This is a genomic window from Paenibacillus sp. J22FR83, from assembly GCF_059691955.1.
In genome coordinates, this window is record NZ_JCAUAM010000001.1 from 924482 (window position 1) to 943441 (window position 18960).

The 18960-nt window shown below is 44.1% G+C and carries 18 protein-coding genes and 1 tRNA gene; 4 read left to right on the plus strand and 15 right to left on the minus strand.

Features of this window, described 5'->3' with window-relative positions; all coding sequences use genetic code 11:
* Positions 1-43: 43 nt before the first annotated feature.
* The 6 genes from AC58PV_RS03265 to lonB all read right to left on the minus strand — a co-directional run bounded on the left by AC58PV_RS03265 (position 44) and on the right by lonB (position 7238).
* Positions 44-580, minus strand: coding sequence for a hypothetical protein (locus AC58PV_RS03265; protein WP_497430845.1), 537 nt, complete (start codon positions 578-580; stop codon positions 44-46).
* A 120-nt stretch (positions 581-700) separates the two neighbouring features.
* A complete protein-coding gene (speD, locus tag AC58PV_RS03270) occupies positions 701-1108 on the minus strand; it encodes an adenosylmethionine decarboxylase (protein WP_056610310.1) in 408 nt (135 codons plus the stop codon).
* Positions 1109-1414: 306 nt separating this feature from the next.
* On the minus strand, positions 1415-2002 hold the full coding sequence (locus tag AC58PV_RS03275; protein WP_497430846.1) for a non-ribosomal peptide synthetase module: 588 nt from the start codon (positions 2000-2002) through the stop codon (positions 1415-1417).
* Positions 2003-2245: 243 nt separating this feature from the next.
* Complete coding sequence (gene yihA / locus AC58PV_RS03280; protein WP_497430847.1) at positions 2246-2896, minus strand: ribosome biogenesis GTP-binding protein YihA/YsxC; 651 nt, start codon at positions 2894-2896, stop codon at positions 2246-2248.
* 17 nt (positions 2897-2913) lie between these two features.
* Positions 2914-5265 carry an endopeptidase La gene (gene lon / locus AC58PV_RS03285; protein WP_497430848.1) on the minus strand — a complete coding sequence of 784 codons (2352 nt, stop codon included), beginning with the start codon at positions 5263-5265 and terminating at the stop codon, positions 2914-2916.
* Positions 5266-5519: 254 nt separating this feature from the next.
* A complete protein-coding gene (lonB, locus tag AC58PV_RS03290; RefSeq protein ID WP_497430849.1) occupies positions 5520-7238 on the minus strand; it encodes an ATP-dependent protease LonB in 1719 nt (572 codons plus the stop codon).
* Positions 7239-7432: 194 nt separating this feature from the next.
* On the opposite strand from lonB, the gene AC58PV_RS03295 reads away from it, so the two are divergent.
* On the plus strand, positions 7433-8113 hold the full coding sequence (locus AC58PV_RS03295) for an N-acetylmuramoyl-L-alanine amidase family protein (protein WP_497430850.1): 681 nt from the start codon (positions 7433-7435) through the stop codon (positions 8111-8113).
* Position 8114: 1 nt separating this feature from the next.
* Here AC58PV_RS03295 and AC58PV_RS03300 read toward each other — a convergent pair whose 3' ends face one another.
* From AC58PV_RS03300 to AC58PV_RS03325, 6 genes are all read right to left on the minus strand, one after another.
* On the minus strand, positions 8115-8918 hold the full coding sequence (locus AC58PV_RS03300; RefSeq protein ID WP_497430851.1) for a divergent polysaccharide deacetylase family protein: 804 nt from the start codon (positions 8916-8918) through the stop codon (positions 8115-8117).
* A gap of 185 nt (positions 8919-9103) precedes the next feature.
* Entirely contained in the window at positions 9104-10204 is a 1101-nt protein-coding gene (gene ispG / locus AC58PV_RS03305) for a flavodoxin-dependent (E)-4-hydroxy-3-methylbut-2-enyl-diphosphate synthase (protein WP_056610296.1), read from the minus strand.
* Positions 10205-10301: 97 nt separating this feature from the next.
* The gene (clpX, locus tag AC58PV_RS03310) at positions 10302-11570 is read right to left on the minus strand and encodes an ATP-dependent protease ATP-binding subunit ClpX (RefSeq protein WP_497430852.1); all 1269 of its coding nucleotides are present in this window, start codon (positions 11568-11570) and stop codon (positions 10302-10304) included.
* A 12-nt stretch (positions 11571-11582) separates the two neighbouring features.
* Positions 11583-12173 carry an ATP-dependent Clp endopeptidase proteolytic subunit ClpP gene (gene clpP, locus AC58PV_RS03315; RefSeq protein WP_497430853.1) on the minus strand — a complete coding sequence of 197 codons (591 nt, stop codon included), beginning with the start codon at positions 12171-12173 and terminating at the stop codon, positions 11583-11585.
* A 202-nt stretch (positions 12174-12375) separates the two neighbouring features.
* Entirely contained in the window at positions 12376-13677 is a 1302-nt protein-coding gene (gene tig, locus AC58PV_RS03320) for a trigger factor (protein WP_497430854.1), read from the minus strand.
* 121 nt (positions 13678-13798) lie between these two features.
* Positions 13799-14710, minus strand: a complete 912-nt coding sequence (locus AC58PV_RS03325) for a hypothetical protein (protein ID WP_497430855.1) — start codon at positions 14708-14710, stop codon at positions 13799-13801.
* Between the two features lie 164 nt (positions 14711-14874).
* Between AC58PV_RS03325 and AC58PV_RS03330 the strand changes: the two genes are divergently transcribed.
* A tRNA-Arg gene (locus AC58PV_RS03330) sits at positions 14875-14948 on the plus strand.
* Between the two features lie 211 nt (positions 14949-15159).
* Complete coding sequence (locus tag AC58PV_RS03335; RefSeq protein WP_497430856.1) at positions 15160-16014, plus strand: methyl-accepting chemotaxis protein; 855 nt, start codon at positions 15160-15162, stop codon at positions 16012-16014.
* Between the two features lie 76 nt (positions 16015-16090).
* Here AC58PV_RS03335 and AC58PV_RS03340 read toward each other — a convergent pair whose 3' ends face one another.
* The 3 genes from AC58PV_RS03340 to AC58PV_RS03350 all read right to left on the minus strand — a co-directional run bounded on the left by AC58PV_RS03340 (position 16091) and on the right by AC58PV_RS03350 (position 16918).
* Complete coding sequence (locus AC58PV_RS03340) at positions 16091-16222, minus strand: hypothetical protein (protein ID WP_497430857.1); 132 nt, start codon at positions 16220-16222, stop codon at positions 16091-16093.
* Positions 16223-16401: 179 nt separating this feature from the next.
* Positions 16402-16515: a DUF4023 family protein gene (locus tag AC58PV_RS03345; protein ID WP_082595252.1), complete on the minus strand. Its 114-nt coding sequence runs from the start codon at positions 16513-16515 to the stop codon at positions 16402-16404.
* A 46-nt stretch (positions 16516-16561) separates the two neighbouring features.
* Positions 16562-16918, minus strand: a complete 357-nt coding sequence (locus tag AC58PV_RS03350) for a hypothetical protein (RefSeq protein ID WP_497430858.1) — start codon at positions 16916-16918, stop codon at positions 16562-16564.
* Between the two features lie 177 nt (positions 16919-17095).
* On the opposite strand from AC58PV_RS03350, the gene asnB reads away from it, so the two are divergent.
* On the plus strand, positions 17096-18940 hold the full coding sequence (gene asnB, locus AC58PV_RS03355; RefSeq protein ID WP_497430859.1) for an asparagine synthase (glutamine-hydrolyzing): 1845 nt from the start codon (positions 17096-17098) through the stop codon (positions 18938-18940).
* The last annotated feature ends 20 nt before the right edge of the window (positions 18941-18960 follow it).

Genomic DNA, 18960 nt, shown 5'->3' on the forward strand with positions numbered 1-18960 from the left:
TAACAGCTCTGTGCTCCTCTATACCTCTTAAGTGCAGAATCCCCTATTGCAGCCCTTTTTTTCGTAAAAAGGAAGCCAATTCGCGATCTAGTTTCGATAACTCCGAATTCTGCGATGAAATAATATCGCCATTGGAAGCCATCATTTTCTCATAGACCTCATACATATGCCCGAATTTCTTCTGTGCTTCCTTCAATGTTGCTGTCTCATCCGCTTTCAAAGCTCTGGCTCCACCCAACTGCAACCTCTGTATGTATTGGGTTAATTGGTTCATAAAACCAAGGGAATCCAACTCCTCTTTCCCCCCTGCTGCCAAAATCAGCCGCTCATGCGTGTATTCCGCTGAGTATAGCGCTCGCCTCACTGGATCAAGATCATCGGTACTCTTACTCTGCGAGGCTTCATCTAAGGAGCTCTTCAATATTTCCATTTGGAATAAGGAGACTTGGAACAGCAAATGTGTGGCATCGTGGTCTTCCTTCTGATGACCTAACAACTGGACGAGTTGGTAAATTGGCCAAATAATTAAGGAGAGAACGACGATGTACAGCACCGTTTTTCGAATTAACTTTTGTTTCAAATTTCTTCCCCCACTCCAATTGAATTGGACATGTATCACCAATATCATTGTATGGGGCTCCGAACAAACAAATAACCACGGATTTCTCCGTGGTCATCGTTATTATCAATTTGCAGAATTTTATTTAACAAGCTCTGCTTGCTTTATTTCAGGAGTTTCTACTTGTAGTTCACCCATTCCGCGAACAAGTTTCTTCGCATAGAACGTTTCTGGTTTTAGTACGGATACCATAAAGTCGATTGCTAATTGAGGGTCGACTGTCTCGCCACATGTATAACAATCAAGTGCAGCAAAACCTCTCTCAGGATAAGTATGAATGGAGAGATGACTCTCGGACAACATAACAAGCACTGTTGCTCCTTGTGGTTCAAATTGCTTGGATTGTACAGATAAAACAGTTGCTCCACATACTTCGGCAGCTTCGACCATCTGAGCTTGCAGCCATTCTGCATTGTTCAGAAGTTCAAAATCTACCCCCCAAGTATCAACAGCAACGTGTCTTCCGAAAGTTGAGTATTCAGTTTCCATCTTTCGGTTCCCCCTTCCTAGGAATAAAATGTGTGTAAAAATTTCATCCGCTAGGACCTACGTCATTCACTTCCCGAGGGTATAATCTCTCGCAACATTCAATGTCCTGAGTGAATCCTGGTTCCTATATTGTTTCAACGAGAATAAAAATAACATCTATCGACGAGAAATGCAATAGTTTTTTTTGTTAAAGGCCAACTGTCACATCGACGCCATATCTAAATTATGTCGCAAGGCCATTGCATGTGCCTGAAAACAAAGAGAGACCCAAAAATGGGTCTCCATAAATACAGCATGTATGGGTGATTATGCCTCCAATACGAACAAACGATGTGTCAGTTCATTAAGGCGAATGTCGATCTGTTGGTGTTCATCCCTAGCCTGCAGCATGTTTCGCATATCAAGAAGGTGATTGATTTGATCGTAGATCATTTCGATCTCTTGCTCAACTTCTTTCTTCTGGAACATCATCTGCATAAGACCAATGGTATCTTTGTGTTCATAGACAATTGTTAAAAGTTGACCTTTGATTTCCTCAATCTTCACAACGGTTCCGCGTTCATAATAATAAACCATGGTGTAGCTTGGATAAATCCGATTGACTTTCGCGCTGCCTTTGAATTCCGATACTGCTTTACGCATTAAATTAGCTAATAAGGTATTACTTAATCTGCAGGATCCTGTGCATTCATATAGGCCCGATTTCTTCTCAAATGAAAGGACGATTTCTTGACCTTCGCCATCTTGAAAAACAACTTCCTGATTCCCGTTCTCCAAAACTTTGACTTGCAGCGTCACGCCTTGGTCAACAAACATTTGAAAAAACTTCAACATATCGGCTTCTGTTAACTGGAGGCAGGTTTTGACATATTCAGTCGCTAACCTTTGTGCCATAAAAATCCCTCGATTCTTTGTTTTCAAGCCATTAACTATTACCTTGCTTATTATTATACTACAAGAGTCCTTAATATTCCTGCCTGCAAATCATGATAATCAGCCAAATATTCTGAAAAATCCTTGATAAACTGGAATGCCGTTAAATTTCCCCCAGTATACCTCACTTTCCCGTATACTTCTTTTTGATTTCCTCTATCTTTGAACAGTATGCTGGGTAATACGCAAAAAACCGCCCTACGATTAGGACGGTTGCGGATCGGTTACAGAGCTAGTAAGAACTTCTTCGGTTTGAGGCTCCGGCTCGCCATAAGCAATCGCTCCCTCTAGAATTCCCCACAGTTCATCTTTGCCGAGACCTAGCTCAGATGAGAACATGAGTGGTTGAACTCCTTTATCCATCCCTAGTGTTTCACGCACAATCTTCAAATGTTTCGGCCATCTGCTCTTAGGAATCTTGTCCGCTTTGGTCGCTACGACAAGCACAGGTACATCCATATGGCGAAGCCATTCATACATCGCCTGATCATCTTTGGAAGGCGGATGTCTTAGATCAACTAGCTGCATCACAAGCCGCAAAGGTTCACGATTCAATAAATAGCTCTCAATAAATTTACCCCACTGCTCGCGTTTGGTTTTGGAAACTTTCGCGTAGCCGTATCCAGGAAGATCGACGAAATATAAGTCCTGATTTACTTTATAATAGTTAAGCGTTTGTGTTTTGCCCGGTTGAGAACTGGTTCTAGCTAAGTTTTTGCGAGAAATCAGACAGTTGATAAGTGACGATTTCCCCACATTCGAACGCCCTGCCAGCGCAATCTCTGGCAAGGCATCCTCTGGATATTGGCTAGGTCCAACCGCGCTGATAATAAATTCAGCTTGATTGACTTTCATGAATGTTCAACTACTTTCTAAGTCGATCCGACGTTAGCCGTCGGCTTATTTGTGATCAGCGCATGTTCCAGCACTTGATCCATGTGGCTGACAGGGATGAACGTCATCTCTGTACGAACGCTTTCTGGTATTTCGATAATATCTTTTTCGTTATCTTGAGGTAAAAGGATCGTACGAATCCCTGCACGATGTGCCGCTAGTGCCTTTTCCTTCAAGCCACCGATTGGAAGTACGCGGCCGCGAAGAGTGACCTCGCCTGTCATCGCAACTAAGCGTGAGACCGGCATATTCGTCAAAGCAGAGATCAATGCAGTAGCCATTGTAATCCCCGCTGATGGACCATCCTTCGGAATAGCACCTTCAGGGATGTGAATGTGTACGTCATTCTTCTCATGGAAATCTGGCGCAATCCCCAAGACTTCAGCACGCGAACGCGTATAACTGAATGCTGCTTGCGCAGATTCCTTCATCACATCACCAAGCTTACCCGTCAAGGTTAATTTGCCAGTACCAGGCAGCACAGATACTTCGATGACAAGTGTATCTCCTCCGACTTCCGTCCAAGCTAGACCTGTCACAGCACCGATCTGATCCTTCTCTTCAGCAACATTGTATTTAAACTTAATAGGACCTAAATAGTCAGTTAAGTTATCAACTGTTACATGAACAGGAGTTTCCGGATCCGAGACGATTTTCTTCGCTGCTTTACGATTCATGCCTGCAACTTGCTGTTCAAGATTACGCACGCCTGCTTCTCTCGTATATTCACGCACGATCTTCATGAGAGCAGCCTCATCAACGACAAGTTGCTCTTCTTCCAGACCGTGGTCACGTTTCTGCTTAGGAAGTAAATATTTCTTGGCAATTTGGAGCTTCTCAATCTCCGTATAACCTGGAATATATAGAACCTCCATCCGATCTAACAGAGGACGAGGAATATTGTGCACAGCATTGGCCGTAGTCACGAACATCACGTTGGATAAATCAAAGGGTACTTCAATGAAATGATCACTAAAAGTGCTATTTTGTTCCGGATCCAATACTTCAAGTAAGGCCGAGGCAGGATCTCCACGGAAATCCATCGCCATCTTGTCAATTTCATCTAATAAGAAAACAGGGTTATTCGCACCTGCGTTCTTCATGCCTTGAATGATTCGTCCTGGCATGGCACCAACGTAAGTACGACGATGACCGCGAATCTCAGCCTCATCTCTCACGCCGCCTAGCGAAATGCGGATGAACTGTCTTCCCATCGATCTCGCTATGGAGCGTGCAATCGACGTTTTACCGACCCCAGGAGGACCAACTAAACAAAGTATCGGCCCTTTGAGCTTCTTGACTAACTTCTGTACGGCTAGATACTCCAACACGCGCTCTTTGGGCTTCTCAAGACCAAAGTGATCCTCGTTCAGTATCTCTTCTGCCTTATCTAAATCCAAATCATCCTCGGTTTGTTTGTGCCAAGGCAGACCTAGCAGCCAATCGATATAATTGCGAATGATGCCGCCTTCTGCAGAAGTTGCAGGCATTTTCTCCAATCGATCAATTTCTTTCTCAACCTTCTCACGAACTTTATCCGGAAGCTCGGCTTCCGCAAGCTGATTACGGAGCTCATCAACTTCGCCGGCGCGCCCTTCTTTATCACCAAGTTCTTTCTGAATGGCTTTCATCTGCTCACGGAGATAGTATTCCTTCTGCGTTTTTTCCATTTGCTTCTTAACGCGCTGACTGATTTTGCGTTCGAGTTCAAGCACTTCCCGCTCATTATTCAAAATATTAAGCATCTTCTCGAGCCGTTCACGAACGTCAACGGTCTCGAGAATATCCTGTTTATCTTTAATTTTAAGCGATAAATGACTACAAATCACGTCTGCCAATCGGCCAGGCTCATCAATATCGGATACCGCGGCTAATGTTTCAGGCGTGACTTTCTTGGAAAGATTGATGTAATGCTCGAATTGACTGAGTACACTTCTCATCAAAGCATCAATCTCAGGATCTGAAATTTCTTGCTCAGGCAACTCTTTTACAGTGACCTCGTAATATTCGTCATTCGTTAAGTACTCTACGATTTCAGCACGTAAAACACCTTCAACTAGAACACGAATCGTACCATTCGGCAATTTGAGCATTTGTCGCACTTTCGCAATGGTTCCGATGCGATAAATATCCTCTTTCGTTGGTTCTTCTATGTTGATCTCTGATTGAGAGCAGAGGAGAATCATGCTATCATCTACCATCGCCCGCTCGAGTGCTTTCACCGATTTCTCTCGTCCTACATCCAGGTGTAGAACCATGCTCGGATAGACCAGCAGTCCCCTAAGTGGCAATAACGGCAATCTGCGCACTTTCATTTTTCCAGGCCCCATCCTCTGCACCTCCAATAATAGGGATCCTTGAACTTCTTGGGTTCAAAGTCTCACCTTGAAATAAAAAATAATAATAAGCTTCACATGATAGATCGGCTTTATTGTGGGATAAACGCACCCGTCCGAGGACGCGTAGCCGCTTATTACATCAATGTGGAATTTTCTCCCTACGTTGCCCTTTACATTTTAACAAAACTCTAAACAAAACACCAATTGATGCCTAACGCGCCATGTAAGGTAGCAAAAAGCCTCCCTTAAGAGTCAATTGTATGCTGTGAATTGGCATGTAGAATCGGCAACGTTGTCGTTGGAATCGTTCTTTCCATAGAGAAAGGAAGTGGCATCACATGATCGTGAAGCTCAATGCCGAGAGCCGCTGCAAGTACTTCTTCGATGGTTTCCGCCGCGACAACTTCAACGCCAGGCAAGTCAACAAACAAAGCTTGCCAATTTTCCTTCGGAATAATGACACGAGTAGCACCTGCTTGGAATGCAGCCTCTACTTTGGCCACAACCCCGCCAACAGGCTTCACTTTCCCATGTATGCTCATCTCTCCCGTCATGGCCAGTTTGTTATCTACAGGTATTTTATGTATGGCTGAGGCGATTGCAGTAGCCATTGAAATACCTGCGGATGGTCCATCAATCGGCACACCACCAGGGAAATTGATATGCAAATCATAATCCGACGTATTAAAACCTAGCTTGCGCAGCACCGTCAACACATTTTCAACAGAGCCTCTAGCCATGCTTTTCCGACGAATGGTTCGGGAGCCGCCACCCATTTCCTCCTCATCTACAACGCCTGTAATATTGAATTTCCCTGTTCCCGCAATCGCAGTTGGTATCGCCGAAACTTCAATCTCTAATAGCGTGCCCAAATTAGGTCCATAAACCGCCAAACCATTAACGAAGCCAATTTGTGGCTGAGTTGGCACTTTGCGCTCTGGTCTAGGGGGAATTTGGGATGAATTCACGACCCACTCAATATCTGCTGCCGTGATCGAATCCCTTTTATCGGTCAGAGCAATACCTGCGGCTAATTGAATCACATTGACGGCCTCACGGCCATTCGTTGCATATTTCGTTACAACCTCAATCGCATCTTCACATTTCTTGAAGCCAATTTTATCAAGCGCTTTTCTCGCAATTTCGCCAACTTCACCTGGCAAAAGTGGTCGGAAGAAAATTTCCAAACAACGTGAACGGATCGCTGGAGGAATCTCACTCGGTGTCCGCGTTGTCGCTCCAACCAAACGGAAGTCTGCCGGTAGCCCATTTTGAAATATATCATGTATATACCCTGGAATATTCGCATCCTCAGAGCTGTAATAGGCACTCTCTAAGAACACCTTACGATCTTCTAACACCTTTAATAATTTGTTCATTTGGGTTGCATGCAATTCACCAATTTCGTCGATGAACAAAATTCCCCCATGTGCCTTCGTTACGGCACCAGGTTTCGGCTGAGGAATCCCAGCAACCCCCATCGCACCTGCACCTTGATAAATGGGATCATGAACGGAACCAATCAATGGGTCGGCAATACCACGCTCGTCAAAACGAGCTGTTGTAGCATCTATCTCAGTAAATTTGGAATCCGGCCGAAAAGGAGATTCTTGATTTTTCTTCGCTTCTTCTAAAATAACGCGCGCTGCAGCCGTTTTCCCCACACCTGGAGGACCGTAAATGAGCACATGCTGTGGATTCGGGCCACATAATGCTGCTTTCAATGCTTTCAACCCCTCGATTTGGCCAACAATATCTTGCACAGAAGAAGGTCTCGTTTTCTCAGACAGAGGTTTAGTTAACGAAATGGATCTCAACTTGCGAAGCTTTTCCAGTTCTTTCCTAGACTCTCTATCCACTGCAGACTTGTTCGTCTGTTGATTTCGCAGTAAATTCCAGAAATACAACCCGATTACAACTGCAAAAAACACTTGAATTACCATTAAAATGATACTTAAACTCATGTGTTGAACCTCCTTAAACACGTTATCTTCGATTAGTTACGTTATATGTCTATCCTATCTGTCACTGCTAATTTCCATTATTCCCGTGTAAAAGAAGGTTAATCCAATCCATGCAAACTTTTGCATCACGTATGATAGCCCCCTTGCGGAAGAAGGATAAGGGTAGTTATTCTTGCAAAAGGATGTGGCGGGATTTGAAGAAATATAGGTTGATTATCCTACTTGCACTATTACTTAGCGTTCCTCATTCACAGATAGCTTCAGCTGCTCGTACCGATCCTCTTCTCCCGTCCGCGGACATCATTCTCGATGTTGGACATGGTGGCATCGATAGCGGGACCATGGTTGGCAAATATGAAGAAAAAGATATGAATCTGGCTATCGCAAAGAAGACGTATAAATCACTTGTAAAACAGGGGTATCGCGTCATCATTAACCGAACAGAGGATTATGCGTTAAGTGATGATAACACTTGGTCTTGGGGCGGCAGGCATCGCAAAGATCTTGCACAACGCTCGGGTCTTGCCAATACGATTAAGCCGAGCATGATGCTCAGCCTTCATATCAATTGGTCCAAAAATGCAGGGACTCGAGGTCCTCTCGTTATCTACCAAAATCAATCTGACAGTATTCTGTTAGCTAACCTTTTACAAGATGCATTGAATCAAGTATATGGTACGGAAGAGCTTCCTGTTCTTGGTAAGAAATATCATGTACTCAAGTATACAAAATGCCCTTCCGTCATTGTTGAACTTGGATTTCTATCAAATAAATCAGATCGCAAGCTTCTGAATGAGAGTCATCATCAAGCCAAGCTTGCCAAAGCTATTACGCATGCCGTTGATCAATATTTCACCATGACACAATCGAAATAATCTATTTGACCATTTGTGAAATAGGAACAAATGTCGCTTCCTTCTGAATACTTGGAATGGCTTCATGGATGACATGAGCGGTCTTCTTTCCTGGGGGCCCTACGTGACCAATAGCAATCACTTCATCCTTGTCATGAATTAATTTTCTAAGCTTAACCATTTGCTTATTAATATGACTGTACGTATACAGATCATCGAAGAATAACAAATTCTCTGCATGCGGCACGCCGCGCGAATCTGCAATCTTGCCAATCAGGCTCTTCGGCGTGGTCCGACTGTCCAGCAGTATCAAATTTCGCTCTTTGCAAATCTCGATAAGAATCTTCATGACCCTTTCGTCCGCAGTCGCCTTAGAACCCATATGGTTATTAATGCCAATGGCATAAGGAACATCGTCAATCGCTGCAACGATCCGTTTATGGATTTCTTCGTTGGACAAATCTGTTGTGATGGCTCCTGGACCTAGCCAGCTCTTCTTCCCTCTCACAGGCTCCATAGGAAGGTGTAGAATGACTTCAAGCCCCCGGTCATGAGCTAACTGTGCATCTTGTTTCGTGGAAGGCAAGAAAGGCATGACTGCTACGGTAAATGGGATGGGCAGCTTCAGCATTTCCGCTGTCCCCTCCATGTTATTGCCGAAATCGTCAATGACGATGGCTACTTTCTTCGTAATCGCCCCTGTCGGCTGCTGGGGGATCATATTAGGCTCAGCATGTGTAAACCCTGGATTCGCTATTAAGACAGCCCCTGTGAGCAGGGTAAACGCCATCTGCCGGCATAAGGCAAACGTTGGAAATAACTTCATCCTTTTCTCCTCCTAGAATGTTTCATCTGAAAGTCTTACTACAATTGAGCATGCTTTCCAGTTTTACTCATTATGCTTCACTTCTTAGGCAAATATGCGCCTTGGCGTAGACATGCAAAAAAACCGTTAAAGACTCTTTATCGAGTTCTTTAACGGTTTGTTATTTCTTTTCATATGAAATCTACTTAGTGCTGCTTGCGCCCAGGGATGACCCCAGTTTGTTCGTAGGAAGCCACAATAATATCAATTTCTTTTTTCAATTCAGCAAGCAATTCAGCCTCAGGCACTTTACGAATCATTTCTCCGTAACGGAACAGCATCCCTTCACCACGAGCCCCTGCGATACCAATATCCGCTTCTCTCGCTTCACCAGGACCGTTCACGGCGCAGCCCAATACAGAAACTTTGATCGGCACTTTGATTTTGGCAATATAGTCTTCAACCTCATTAGCAATCGAGAATAAGTCAATATCCAAACGACCACATGTCGGGCAAGAAACCAGCGTAGCGGCGTTCGTAATTAACCCAAACGTTTTGAGAAGCTCTCTAGCCACTTTAATTTCTTCAACTGGGTCAGCACTCAAGGAAATACGCAGTGTGTTGCCGATACCCATGTTAAGCAAAGTCCCGATACCCGCAGCACTTTTCACCGCACCTGTAAAGAGCGTACCTGCCTCTGTAATCCCAAGGTGGAGTGGATAGTTAAACGCCTTCGCAGCCTGCGAATACGCCGCAATCGCCATAGGGACATCAGAAGCCTTCAAAGAAACGATGATATCATGGAAATCGAGTTCTTCCAAAATGTTAATGTGGAACAATGCGCTTTCTACCATCGCTTCAGGCGTTGGGTAGCCATACTTTTCAAGAAGATGATTCTCTAAGGAGCCTGCATTTACCCCGATACGAATCGGAATACCGCGCTCTTTGCATGCTTTCACGACGGCTTCGACTTTCTCACGACGACCGATATTGCCTGGATTAATACGGACTTTATCAATGCCGTTCTCAATCGCAGCCAGTGCCAAACGGTGATCAAAATGAATATCAGATACCAAGGGAATATGAATTTGCTTCTTAATTTCCTTGATAGCTTCAGCAGCTTCCTTATTGTTAACCGTTACACGAACAAGCTGACAACCTGCTTCTTCAAGACGAAGAATCTCAGCAACCGTCGCTTTGACATCAGCTGTTTTGGTTGTACACATGCTTTGCATGATGACTTCATTACTGCCACCGATCGTTAAATCGCCTACCCGAACGGCTCTGGTATCTCGTCTATGGAACATTTTGGTTTCTCTCCCCATGACACCAAACATCCTCCGCTCCAATTCCCAGAAATGGAAATCAGATTGGAGGCTGTTTGTTCATTTATATAAGATTAGGTTACGCACTTTCTTCCTTCTTCTTACCGGACGGCTGTGCGCCTTCTTTGCTTGTCAAAACAGGCGTAATCTTGTTCTGAACCGTTTCTTTTGAAACGACACAAGAAGTTACATCCGTTCTCGAAGGAACTTCAAACATCACATCAAGCATAATGCTCTCAATGATGGCTCTTAGACCACGAGCACCGGTATTCCGTTTAATCGCTTCTTTGGCAATCGCATCAAGTGCTTCTGCATCAAATTCAAGCGAAACGTTATCCATCTCGAGCATCTTCTGGTATTGTTTCACGAGTGCATTCTTAGGCTCGGAAAGAATACGCACAAGCGCTGCTTCATCAAGCGGCTCTAGTGTTGAAATAACCGGTAAACGGCCTACGAACTCCGGAATTAATCCGAATCTTAATAGATCCTCAGGAAGGACCATCGATAGGTATTCGCCTGGTTTCAAATCAACTTTCATGCCATCTGTGCTAAAGCCAATCACTTTTTTACCGATTCTGCGTTTGATAATTTGCTCTAAACCATCGAAAGCTCCACCACAAATAAAGAGTATATTCGTCGTGTCGATTTGAATGAATTCTTGATGCGGATGCTTACGTCCACCTTGTGGAGGTACGGAAGCAACTGTGCCTTCAAGAATTTTGAGAAGAGCTTGTTGTACACCTTCACCAGAAACATCACGTGTAATGGATGGATTCTCGGATTTGCGGGCAACTTTATCAATCTCATCGATATAGATAATGCCGCGCTCTGCTTTTTCAACATCGTAGTCAGCCGCTTGAATTAGTTTGAGCAAGATGTTCTCAACATCTTCCCCTACATAACCAGCTTCTGTTAAAGAAGTTGCGTCCGCAATCGCAAATGGCACATTCAAGATTTTAGCAAGTGTTTGCGCAAGAAGTGTTTTACCACTACCTGTTGGTCCTAGAAGGACGATGTTACTTTTTTGAAGCTCAACATCTTCAAGCTTGTTCTGGGAATTGATCCGTTTGTAGTGGTTATACACGGCAACAGCCAAGGATTTCTTCGCTTGTTCTTGACCAATTACGTATTGGTCCAAAATATTGCGAATTTCCTTTGGTTTCGGAACATCTTTCAGATCAAGCTCTTCTTCATGCCCTAATTCTTCTTCCACAATCTCCGTACAAAGCTCTATACATTCATCACAAATGTAAACCCCCGGTCCGGCAACAAGTTTACGAACTTGGTCCTGGGATTTTCCACAAAAGGAACATTTGAGTTGGCCTTTTTCATCGTTAAATTTAAACATGGGATCACTCCTTTATTTCAAGTCGTTTCGAGTGATAACCTCGTCGATTAACCCATATGCCTTCGCTTCTTCAGCGCTCATAAAGTTATCTCGGTCGGTGTCTCTTTCGATCTTTTCAAGCGGCTGTCCCGTTCGCTCCACGTAAATCTGGTTGAGTTTATGCTTGGTCTTGATAATCCAATCCGCATGGATTTTGATATCCGTTGCTTGACCTCTAACACCGCCGAGCGGTTGGTGAATCATTACTTCTGCGTTTGGCAGCGCGTATCGCTTACCTTTGGCTCCCGCTGTCAACAGCAAAGAACCCATACTTGCGGCCATACCTACACAAATCGTAGATACATCCGGTTTAATAAACTGCATGGTATCGAAGATACCCATTCCAGCCGTAACAGACCCACCAGGTGAGTTGATATATAGGTGAATATCTTTTTCAGGGTCCTGGGCGGATAAAAAGAGCAGCTGGGCAATGACCAAATTAGCCACATCGTCATCAATAGCCGTCCCGATGAAGATTATGCGGTCCTTAAGTAAACGCGAGTAGATATCGTAGGAACGCTCCCCACGAGCCTCTTGTTCTACAACCATAGGAATAAGACTCATTGTACCAACTCCTTTTGCGGCTAGCGCCATGTTATCTCAATTGCGTATAGAGATTCATTTACAGTTTAACACGATTGGGCAACAATGTCATTTTTCTGAAATCAGCTATGTAAGCGGTAATACGTATGTACTAAAGCTTTTAGACGTAAATTAGGGTAAAAGAAAGGCACGTTGCTTGCGTACGTGCCTTTACTTACCTTATTTACACGGCTGCGGAAACATGCTTGCTATTTTGAAGCAAGAAATCAACCGTTTTTCTGATAACTAGATCATTGCTAAGACCTTCAAGAGATCCGTTGGAAGCAAACAGCTCACGAAGTTCAGCTGTTGTTTTTTGGTAAGAAGGTGCATACTTCTCAAGTTCTGCGTCAACTTCTTCGTCAGAAACTGTGATTTTTTCTGCAGCTGCGATAGCTTCAAGAACAAGGTTGTTGCGAACACGCTTCTCAGCATCTTCTTTCATTTGTTCTTTCAATGCGCTCTCGTTTTGGCCGGAGAACTGGTAGTAGATCTCAAGCGTCATGCCTTGGGAGCGAAGACGTCTTTCGAATTCTTTTACCATGATATCAAGCTCAGCTTCTACCATCGCACCTGGAATTTCAACATCTGCGTTAGCAGCAGCTTTCTCAACAACTGCAGTTTCAAGTGCAGCTTCGGAATCTTTCTCCTTGCGCTCTTGCAAACGTTTTTGAAGTTCTTCTTTGTACTCAACAAGCGTATCGAACTCACTAACGTCTTTAGCAAACTCATCATCAAGCTCAGGCAGGTTTTTGCGTTTGATATCGTGAAGTTTCACTTTAAACACAGCTGCTTTGCCTTTCAGCTCTTCGGAGTGGTAGTTCTCAGGGAAACTGACGTTAACGTCTTTCTCTTCGTCCTTACCAAGTCCAACAAGTTGCTCTTCGAAGCCTGGGATGAACGAATTGGATCCAAGCTCAAGGGAATACTTCTCCGCTTTACCGCCTTCGAATGCTACTTCATCAACGAATCCTTCGAAATCGATGATAACGACATCGCCGTTAGCAGCTTGTCCTTCTTCAAGAACAACCAATTCAGCATGACGTTGTTGCAAACGTGCAAGCTCTTCATTCAATTCTTCTTCAGACACAGAAGCATTAACCGCTTCTACTTCGATACCTTTGTAGTCACCAAGTGCTACTTCAGGCTTAACTGTTACTTTAGCTTTGAATTTCAAGATTTGACCTTTACCAAATTGCTCAACATCTACTTCTGGACGATCTACAGGCTCGATTTTAACCTCTTCAATCGCTTCAACGTAAACTTCTGGCAAAATGATATCGAGTGCATCTTGATACAAGCTTTCCACACCGAATTTAGCTTCAAAGATGGAACGAGGCACTTTCCCTTTACGGAAACCTGGAACATTCACTTTCGCTGATACCTTTTTAAATGCCTTATCCAAAGCATCTGCTACACGTTCTGCCCCAACTTCAACTTCAAGAACGCCAACGTTCTTCTCTATTTTTTCCCAACTTGCTTTCATTTTATGCCTTCCCCTCCAAAAATGTACCATGACATATATTTTTCACGTTATGCTCATTATAACCATTCTATTATACCATATAACATTTTCATTTCAAGCGAGCATTGTACAGAGCTGGTTCTTAACCTGGATCTGGGCTAAATTGCTTTACAAAAGCGGTTAGCACATTGTGTGCACGCTTCCACTGCAACGTCATCGCATCCACGATACCATACGTCTCTAATAAGTCTTCACGATCCACCGTACCGAACAATTTGTCTTGCAAAATCGCATGCAGCGCAGAGGCCCACACGTCTACCGCGCTTTCTTCAGCCCTTAGCAGTTCAGTGTAAATCGAGGTCCCATAAGCATAGGCTAGAAATTCCTGCCAAGTCTGTGTTGCAAAATAAACAAAGTCAGGTTGGCTTATTTCACTAATGTCCCCGACTCTGCGAATCATATCACGAATTCGTAATGGAAAATCCTCCGCCGTTAGCGGCGTCTCATCGATTTCAACGAGAACGGTTCGACCATTCTTAGGAAACTCAATTAACCCGTGCTCTCCCATTTGCTTAAGCGTCTGCAGCGCTTTGAATTGAAGATGCGGATGTCTTGGTCTTTCACAAAGCCATGTCTTTACGAACTGACTAACCTCCGTCTGCTCGATAAAAGCAAGTTGTTCCAATGCACTTACCTGTTCTTCAAGCGAACCTTCTTGCAGCATGGATTGAAGCTTCCTCACAAAAGCACCGTCATCCGAAGCTGATTTCTCATAGATATATTGACGCAACAGGTCTGATTCTTCCTCTGAGTCCTCTTCTTCGATCATGGATGACGAGAACATCGTTTCGGGAAACATGGTGAGCAGCCAATGACGCAAAGCTTCCCATTGACTAGATTTATTCGCATCGACATTATGAAATTGCAGCAAATAGGTAAGTATCTCTAGTGCTTTTTTATACTGTTCGGATTGCAAGAGCTTCGTTAATTCATCTTCATAGAACCTCTCTGTTTTAGGAAAAAGGATGACATTGTCCAAAGTAGGATCTGACATAGGGGATCACCTCTGTTCGTGGGTCTCGCTTGTGCCAGTTTACTCTATCATCTCAGGGATTGCAAAAATAATTAAAAAATGAAGTTGACTCGCATTATACGTTATGATATATTAACTCTTGCTTCGCCAAACGGATCACGTCCAGGCGGTAAGAAGTGGTATAGGTCTCAGTAGCTCAGCTGGATAGAGCACACGCCTTCTAAGCGTGCGGTCGGGGGTTCGAATCCCTCCTGGGACGTCATTTTCAATATAAAAGGCCGCGCAATTGCGCGGTCTTTTTGTATTGATTGTAGACTCCAATAATCTTTAACATCAATTGTTTATAATATGTTGTAATTCCGCCGCAAATTTTGTCGAATCCTCTCCTTTTTTAGGCTAAAATATGTGATAGCACATATTAACAACTCAGAATTAGCTAAGTTACTTATAAACTTAGAGGAGAGAACCGGATGCAAGACACGACGAAACAACAACTAGAAATTTTATCTTCTATACAAAGGCATCTCGCTTTGATTATGTTTGACACAAGCGGTTATGTCACATGGGCTAACTCACACTTCACTTCTGCCATGGGATATACGGTAGAAGAAATTATTGGCTTGCATCATAGCAAGTTTTGTTTACCTGAATTCGCGTCCAGTTCAGCTTATGAGAATCTCTGGAGGGATTTGCGAAAAGGCAAGGCCTTTCAAGATAAAATTATCCGGATTGCTCGCGGTGGCGAAAGACTTACTTTGGAAGCAACTTACATGCCGGTTTATAACGAAGGCGTCGTGGACGCGATCATCAAGGTCGCCACAGATGTTACGAGTCGTGAAACCGTCATAAAGCAGAGTACGACCGATTTGAAATCTATGGTAGTGAAGATTACGGCGAATACAGACGAAGTATTAGAAGCTTCTAAAGTAATCGTTACGCATATGTCAGAGATGAGCCGAGAATCTTCTACAGTCGAGAAGCAAGTCAAAAGCATCCAATCCGTAACTACGATTGTCAAAGAAATTGCATCTCAATCTCATCTATTGGGCTTGAATGCTGCACTTGAAGCTGCGCGTGCCGGCGAACTTGGACGAGGGTTCGAGGTGGTTGCCAATGAAATTAGGAAAATGGCAGGTTCCAGCAAACAATCCGCTGAAGACATATCCGATCAGTTAACGAATATATCAACTTCAGTATCCTCGATGATTCAAAGCATTGAGGATATTACGAAACAAATTTCCATCAACTCCCATTCTATTGAACAATTAAAAAAAGACTATGATCATATCGCATCGACTACGGAACATTTGGCATCCTCTATTTAACTGATATACATAACCCAAGCCACGTATGAATGAAAAAACACCCCGCTGCAAGTGCAGCAAGGGTGCTTATAGATTATTACACGGACGGCCTGTTCGGCTGGTGATGCCCTGGCTCCGTTGAATCCAGATTCGATTGAACACGAGATGATTGCTTCGAGTGATCGATTGCACTTTGCGTCTTCTGCATCATACTTTTCTTCTTGCCCATAGTAAGCAACTCCTTCTATTTATAGAATGAACGCCATCTTAGTATGGAGGGTTTCCGTTCTGAGTATGCTGGTTATCGTTTCCTACGGTTCGGCATCACTACAGTGAGAATTCATGTGCTAAGAGCGCAACAAAGAGCCTGTAGGATTCCCTACAGGCTCTTGCTCATGCCAAACGACGTTAGTGCATCTTGTGAGGCAAATTCTTGCCTGTATGACCGTCACCTTGTGTCCTTTTATTCTTCTCGGCTTTCCTCTGCTTCTCATGCAGCTTGCTAATGAAATGACTATCCATGAGCACTCGCCTCCTGAATAAAGAATGGCATTACTCTTATAGAATGTCACACAAGCTCAGTATTTAATCGCATAGCTAAATTAATTATGGCGCCTCTGAATTCAACATCGGATTGTGCTTTTTCATATAAAGATTCGAATGTTGCACGATTTTGAATAAATTCAGGTTCTGATTTAATCGCCGTTTGCGTCCAATTGATCAATACATTCTCAGCCTGTATCAGTTCATTGTAAGCACGGTGCAAGCCAACTTTCTCAATCACTTCTTCCATTTCTGCTTGGCCCAACTCCACGCCATCTTGTTTGGCATTCTCAATTCGAATATCCGCTTGCGCGCTAATTTGCAAAAAGTGCTCTTTCGATGCTAAGTAATCAACTTGAGCTCTTGAATATTTGATTCCCATTGTCATCACCTTCGTTTATATAATGGCAGTACTTGGATTGATTGTAACAGCCTTGTCAACAAAACACAAAAACCACGGCTCATCTTCCTTTTGTCATGTTCGGGACAGACATTTAATACCTTCCATTCGCATACCCTTTATCATTATGTGCTCCTCAATAGAAAGGAAGGAACGTCTATGTGCGGAATAACGGGTTGGATAGATTGGCGGAAAGACTTGACCGGGTACCCGTCCATTCTAGAAAATATGACGGAAACGCTCCAACTGCGCGGACCTGATGCATCAGGTACCTGGATTACACAGCATTGTGCCCTCGGACATCGACGTCTAAGTGTTATGGATCCGCAGAATGGCGCTCAGCCTATGGTCCGTAAACAAGGCGACTATACGTATACCATCGTATATAATGGCGAACTCTATAATGCCCCAGAGTTAAAAAAGGAGCTCGAGCTTCGCGGCCATCAATTTCGAACAACGTGTGATACCGAAGTCCTCCTTGTTGCCTTTATCGAGTGGGGAAAAGCTTGTATTGACCGCCTAAACGGTATCTTTGCTTTCGCGGCTTGGAATGACCAAGAGCAGTCACTGACCCTCGTACGGGATAGACTTGGCGTTAAGCCTCTTTTTTATTCCCATCAGGATAGTGTTCTATTATTCGGCTCAGAGCCGAAAGCCATACTAGCCCACCCTGATTTCAAAGCAGAAGTTGGCGCAGAAGGCTTTGCTGAAATATTCGCTGTCGGACCGGCTAGAACGCCTGGACATGGGATTTATCGCAACATGTCGGAGCTGAAGCCAGGTCAATTTGCTATTTTTGATCGGAATGGGTTATCCATTCGAACGTACTGGAAGCTCGAAAGCCATCCCCATCCTGATGATATCGCAGGTACCGCCGCGCAAGTACAGCAATTGCTTCGGGATACGTCGGAGCGCCAACTCGTCTCTGATGTTCCGATCTGCACACTCCTCTCAGGGGGACTTGATTCTAGCGCCCTTACAGCGCTCGCTGCGACGCATTACCAAGAAAGCGGGAAAGGACCGCTGCATACTTTCTCCGTGGACTACAAGGATAACGATAAACATTTTAAAGCAAACCTGTTCCAACCGAACTCAGATGCACCTTGGATCAAAAGGATGACCGATCATTTAGGCACAGAGCATCATTACATTGAATTTGATACACCAGAGCTTGTGGAATCTCTGAAGACAGCCGTGATCGCACGCGATACACCGGGGATGGCCGATGTTGACGGGTCTCTCTATTTATTTTGCCGAGAAATTAAGAAAGAAGCTACGGTTGCCATATCCGGCGAAGCTGCTGACGAAATATTCGGGGGATACCCCTGGTTCCACAATGCAGAGGCTTTGGAAGCGAACACGTTCCCTTGGTCACTGAAGTTAGCGAATCGGGTCGACCTGCTCGCCTCAGATTTCATCGACTGGATTAAGCCTATTGAATATGTCAGCAATCGATACCAGCAAGCCTTAAGCGAGGTGCCTCGTTTAGCTGGAGAAACTAAAGAGCAGAATCGGATGCGAGAAATGTCCTATCTGAATATCACCCGCTTCATGCCTACATTGCTTGATCGTAAAGACCGCATGAGTATGGCCGTAGGCCTCGAGGTACGCGTCCCCTTCTGTGATCATCGTTTGGTTGAATATGTGTGGAACATTCCTTGGGAAATTAAAACGTCTGGCGATCGGGAAAAAGGTATACTTCGTCAAGCCTTGCGAGGTGTACTGCCTGAAGATGTGCTGACAAGGAAGAAAAGTCCATATCCGAAGACCCACAATCCGAATTACTTAACTGCGGTGAGAAAATGGGTTTTGGAAATTTTGGATGATCCTTCGTCCCCCATCTTGCCTTTTATCGATGTCAAAAAGATTCGCGCACTCGCCAGCTCCGAGTCCAATGATTTCAACCTCCCTTGGTTCGGTCAGTTAATGACAGGGCCGCAGCTATTCGCTTACCTAGCTCAAGTGGATCTGTGGCTGCGAACTTATAAAATTTCGATCCGATAAATAAGCTTACAGATGATTGT

What these genes read in the sequence shown, in the direction of transcription:
- speD (WP_056610310.1), bottom strand. Translation starts at nt 1,108, where the DNA reads ATGGAAACTGAATACTCAACTTTCGGAAGACACGTTGCTGTTGATACT.
- AC58PV_RS03275 (WP_497430846.1), bottom strand. Translation starts at nt 2,002, where the DNA reads ATGGCACAAAGGTTAGCGACTGAATATGTCAAAACCTGCCTCCAGTTA.
- yihA (WP_497430847.1), bottom strand. Translation starts at nt 2,896, where the DNA reads ATGAAAGTCAATCAAGCTGAATTTATTATCAGCGCGGTTGGACCTAGC.
- lon (WP_497430848.1), bottom strand. Translation starts at nt 5,265, where the DNA reads ATGGGGCCTGGAAAAATGAAAGTGCGCAGATTGCCGTTATTGCCACTT.
- lonB (WP_497430849.1), bottom strand. Translation starts at nt 7,238, where the DNA reads ATGAGTTTAAGTATCATTTTAATGGTAATTCAAGTGTTTTTTGCAGTT.
- AC58PV_RS03300 (WP_497430851.1), bottom strand. Translation starts at nt 8,918, where the DNA reads ATGAAGTTATTTCCAACGTTTGCCTTATGCCGGCAGATGGCGTTTACC.
- ispG (WP_056610296.1), bottom strand. Translation starts at nt 10,204, where the DNA reads ATGTTCCATAGACGAGATACCAGAGCCGTTCGGGTAGGCGATTTAACG.
- clpX (WP_497430852.1), bottom strand. Translation starts at nt 11,570, where the DNA reads ATGTTTAAATTTAACGATGAAAAAGGCCAACTCAAATGTTCCTTTTGT.
- clpP (WP_497430853.1), bottom strand. Translation starts at nt 12,173, where the DNA reads ATGAGTCTTATTCCTATGGTTGTAGAACAAGAGGCTCGTGGGGAGCGT.
- tig (WP_497430854.1), bottom strand. Translation starts at nt 13,677, where the DNA reads ATGAAAGCAAGTTGGGAAAAAATAGAGAAGAACGTTGGCGTTCTTGAA.
- AC58PV_RS03325 (WP_497430855.1), bottom strand. Translation starts at nt 14,710, where the DNA reads ATGTCAGATCCTACTTTGGACAATGTCATCCTTTTTCCTAAAACAGAG.
- AC58PV_RS03335 (WP_497430856.1), top strand. Translation starts at nt 15,160, where the DNA reads ATGCAAGACACGACGAAACAACAACTAGAAATTTTATCTTCTATACAA.
- AC58PV_RS03340 (WP_497430857.1), bottom strand. Translation starts at nt 16,222, where the DNA reads ATGGGCAAGAAGAAAAGTATGATGCAGAAGACGCAAAGTGCAATCGAT.
- AC58PV_RS03345 (WP_082595252.1), bottom strand. Translation starts at nt 16,515, where the DNA reads ATGGATAGTCATTTCATTAGCAAGCTGCATGAGAAGCAGAGGAAAGCC.
- AC58PV_RS03350 (WP_497430858.1), bottom strand. Translation starts at nt 16,918, where the DNA reads ATGGGAATCAAATATTCAAGAGCTCAAGTTGATTACTTAGCATCGAAA.
- asnB (WP_497430859.1), top strand. Translation starts at nt 17,096, where the DNA reads ATGTGCGGAATAACGGGTTGGATAGATTGGCGGAAAGACTTGACCGGG.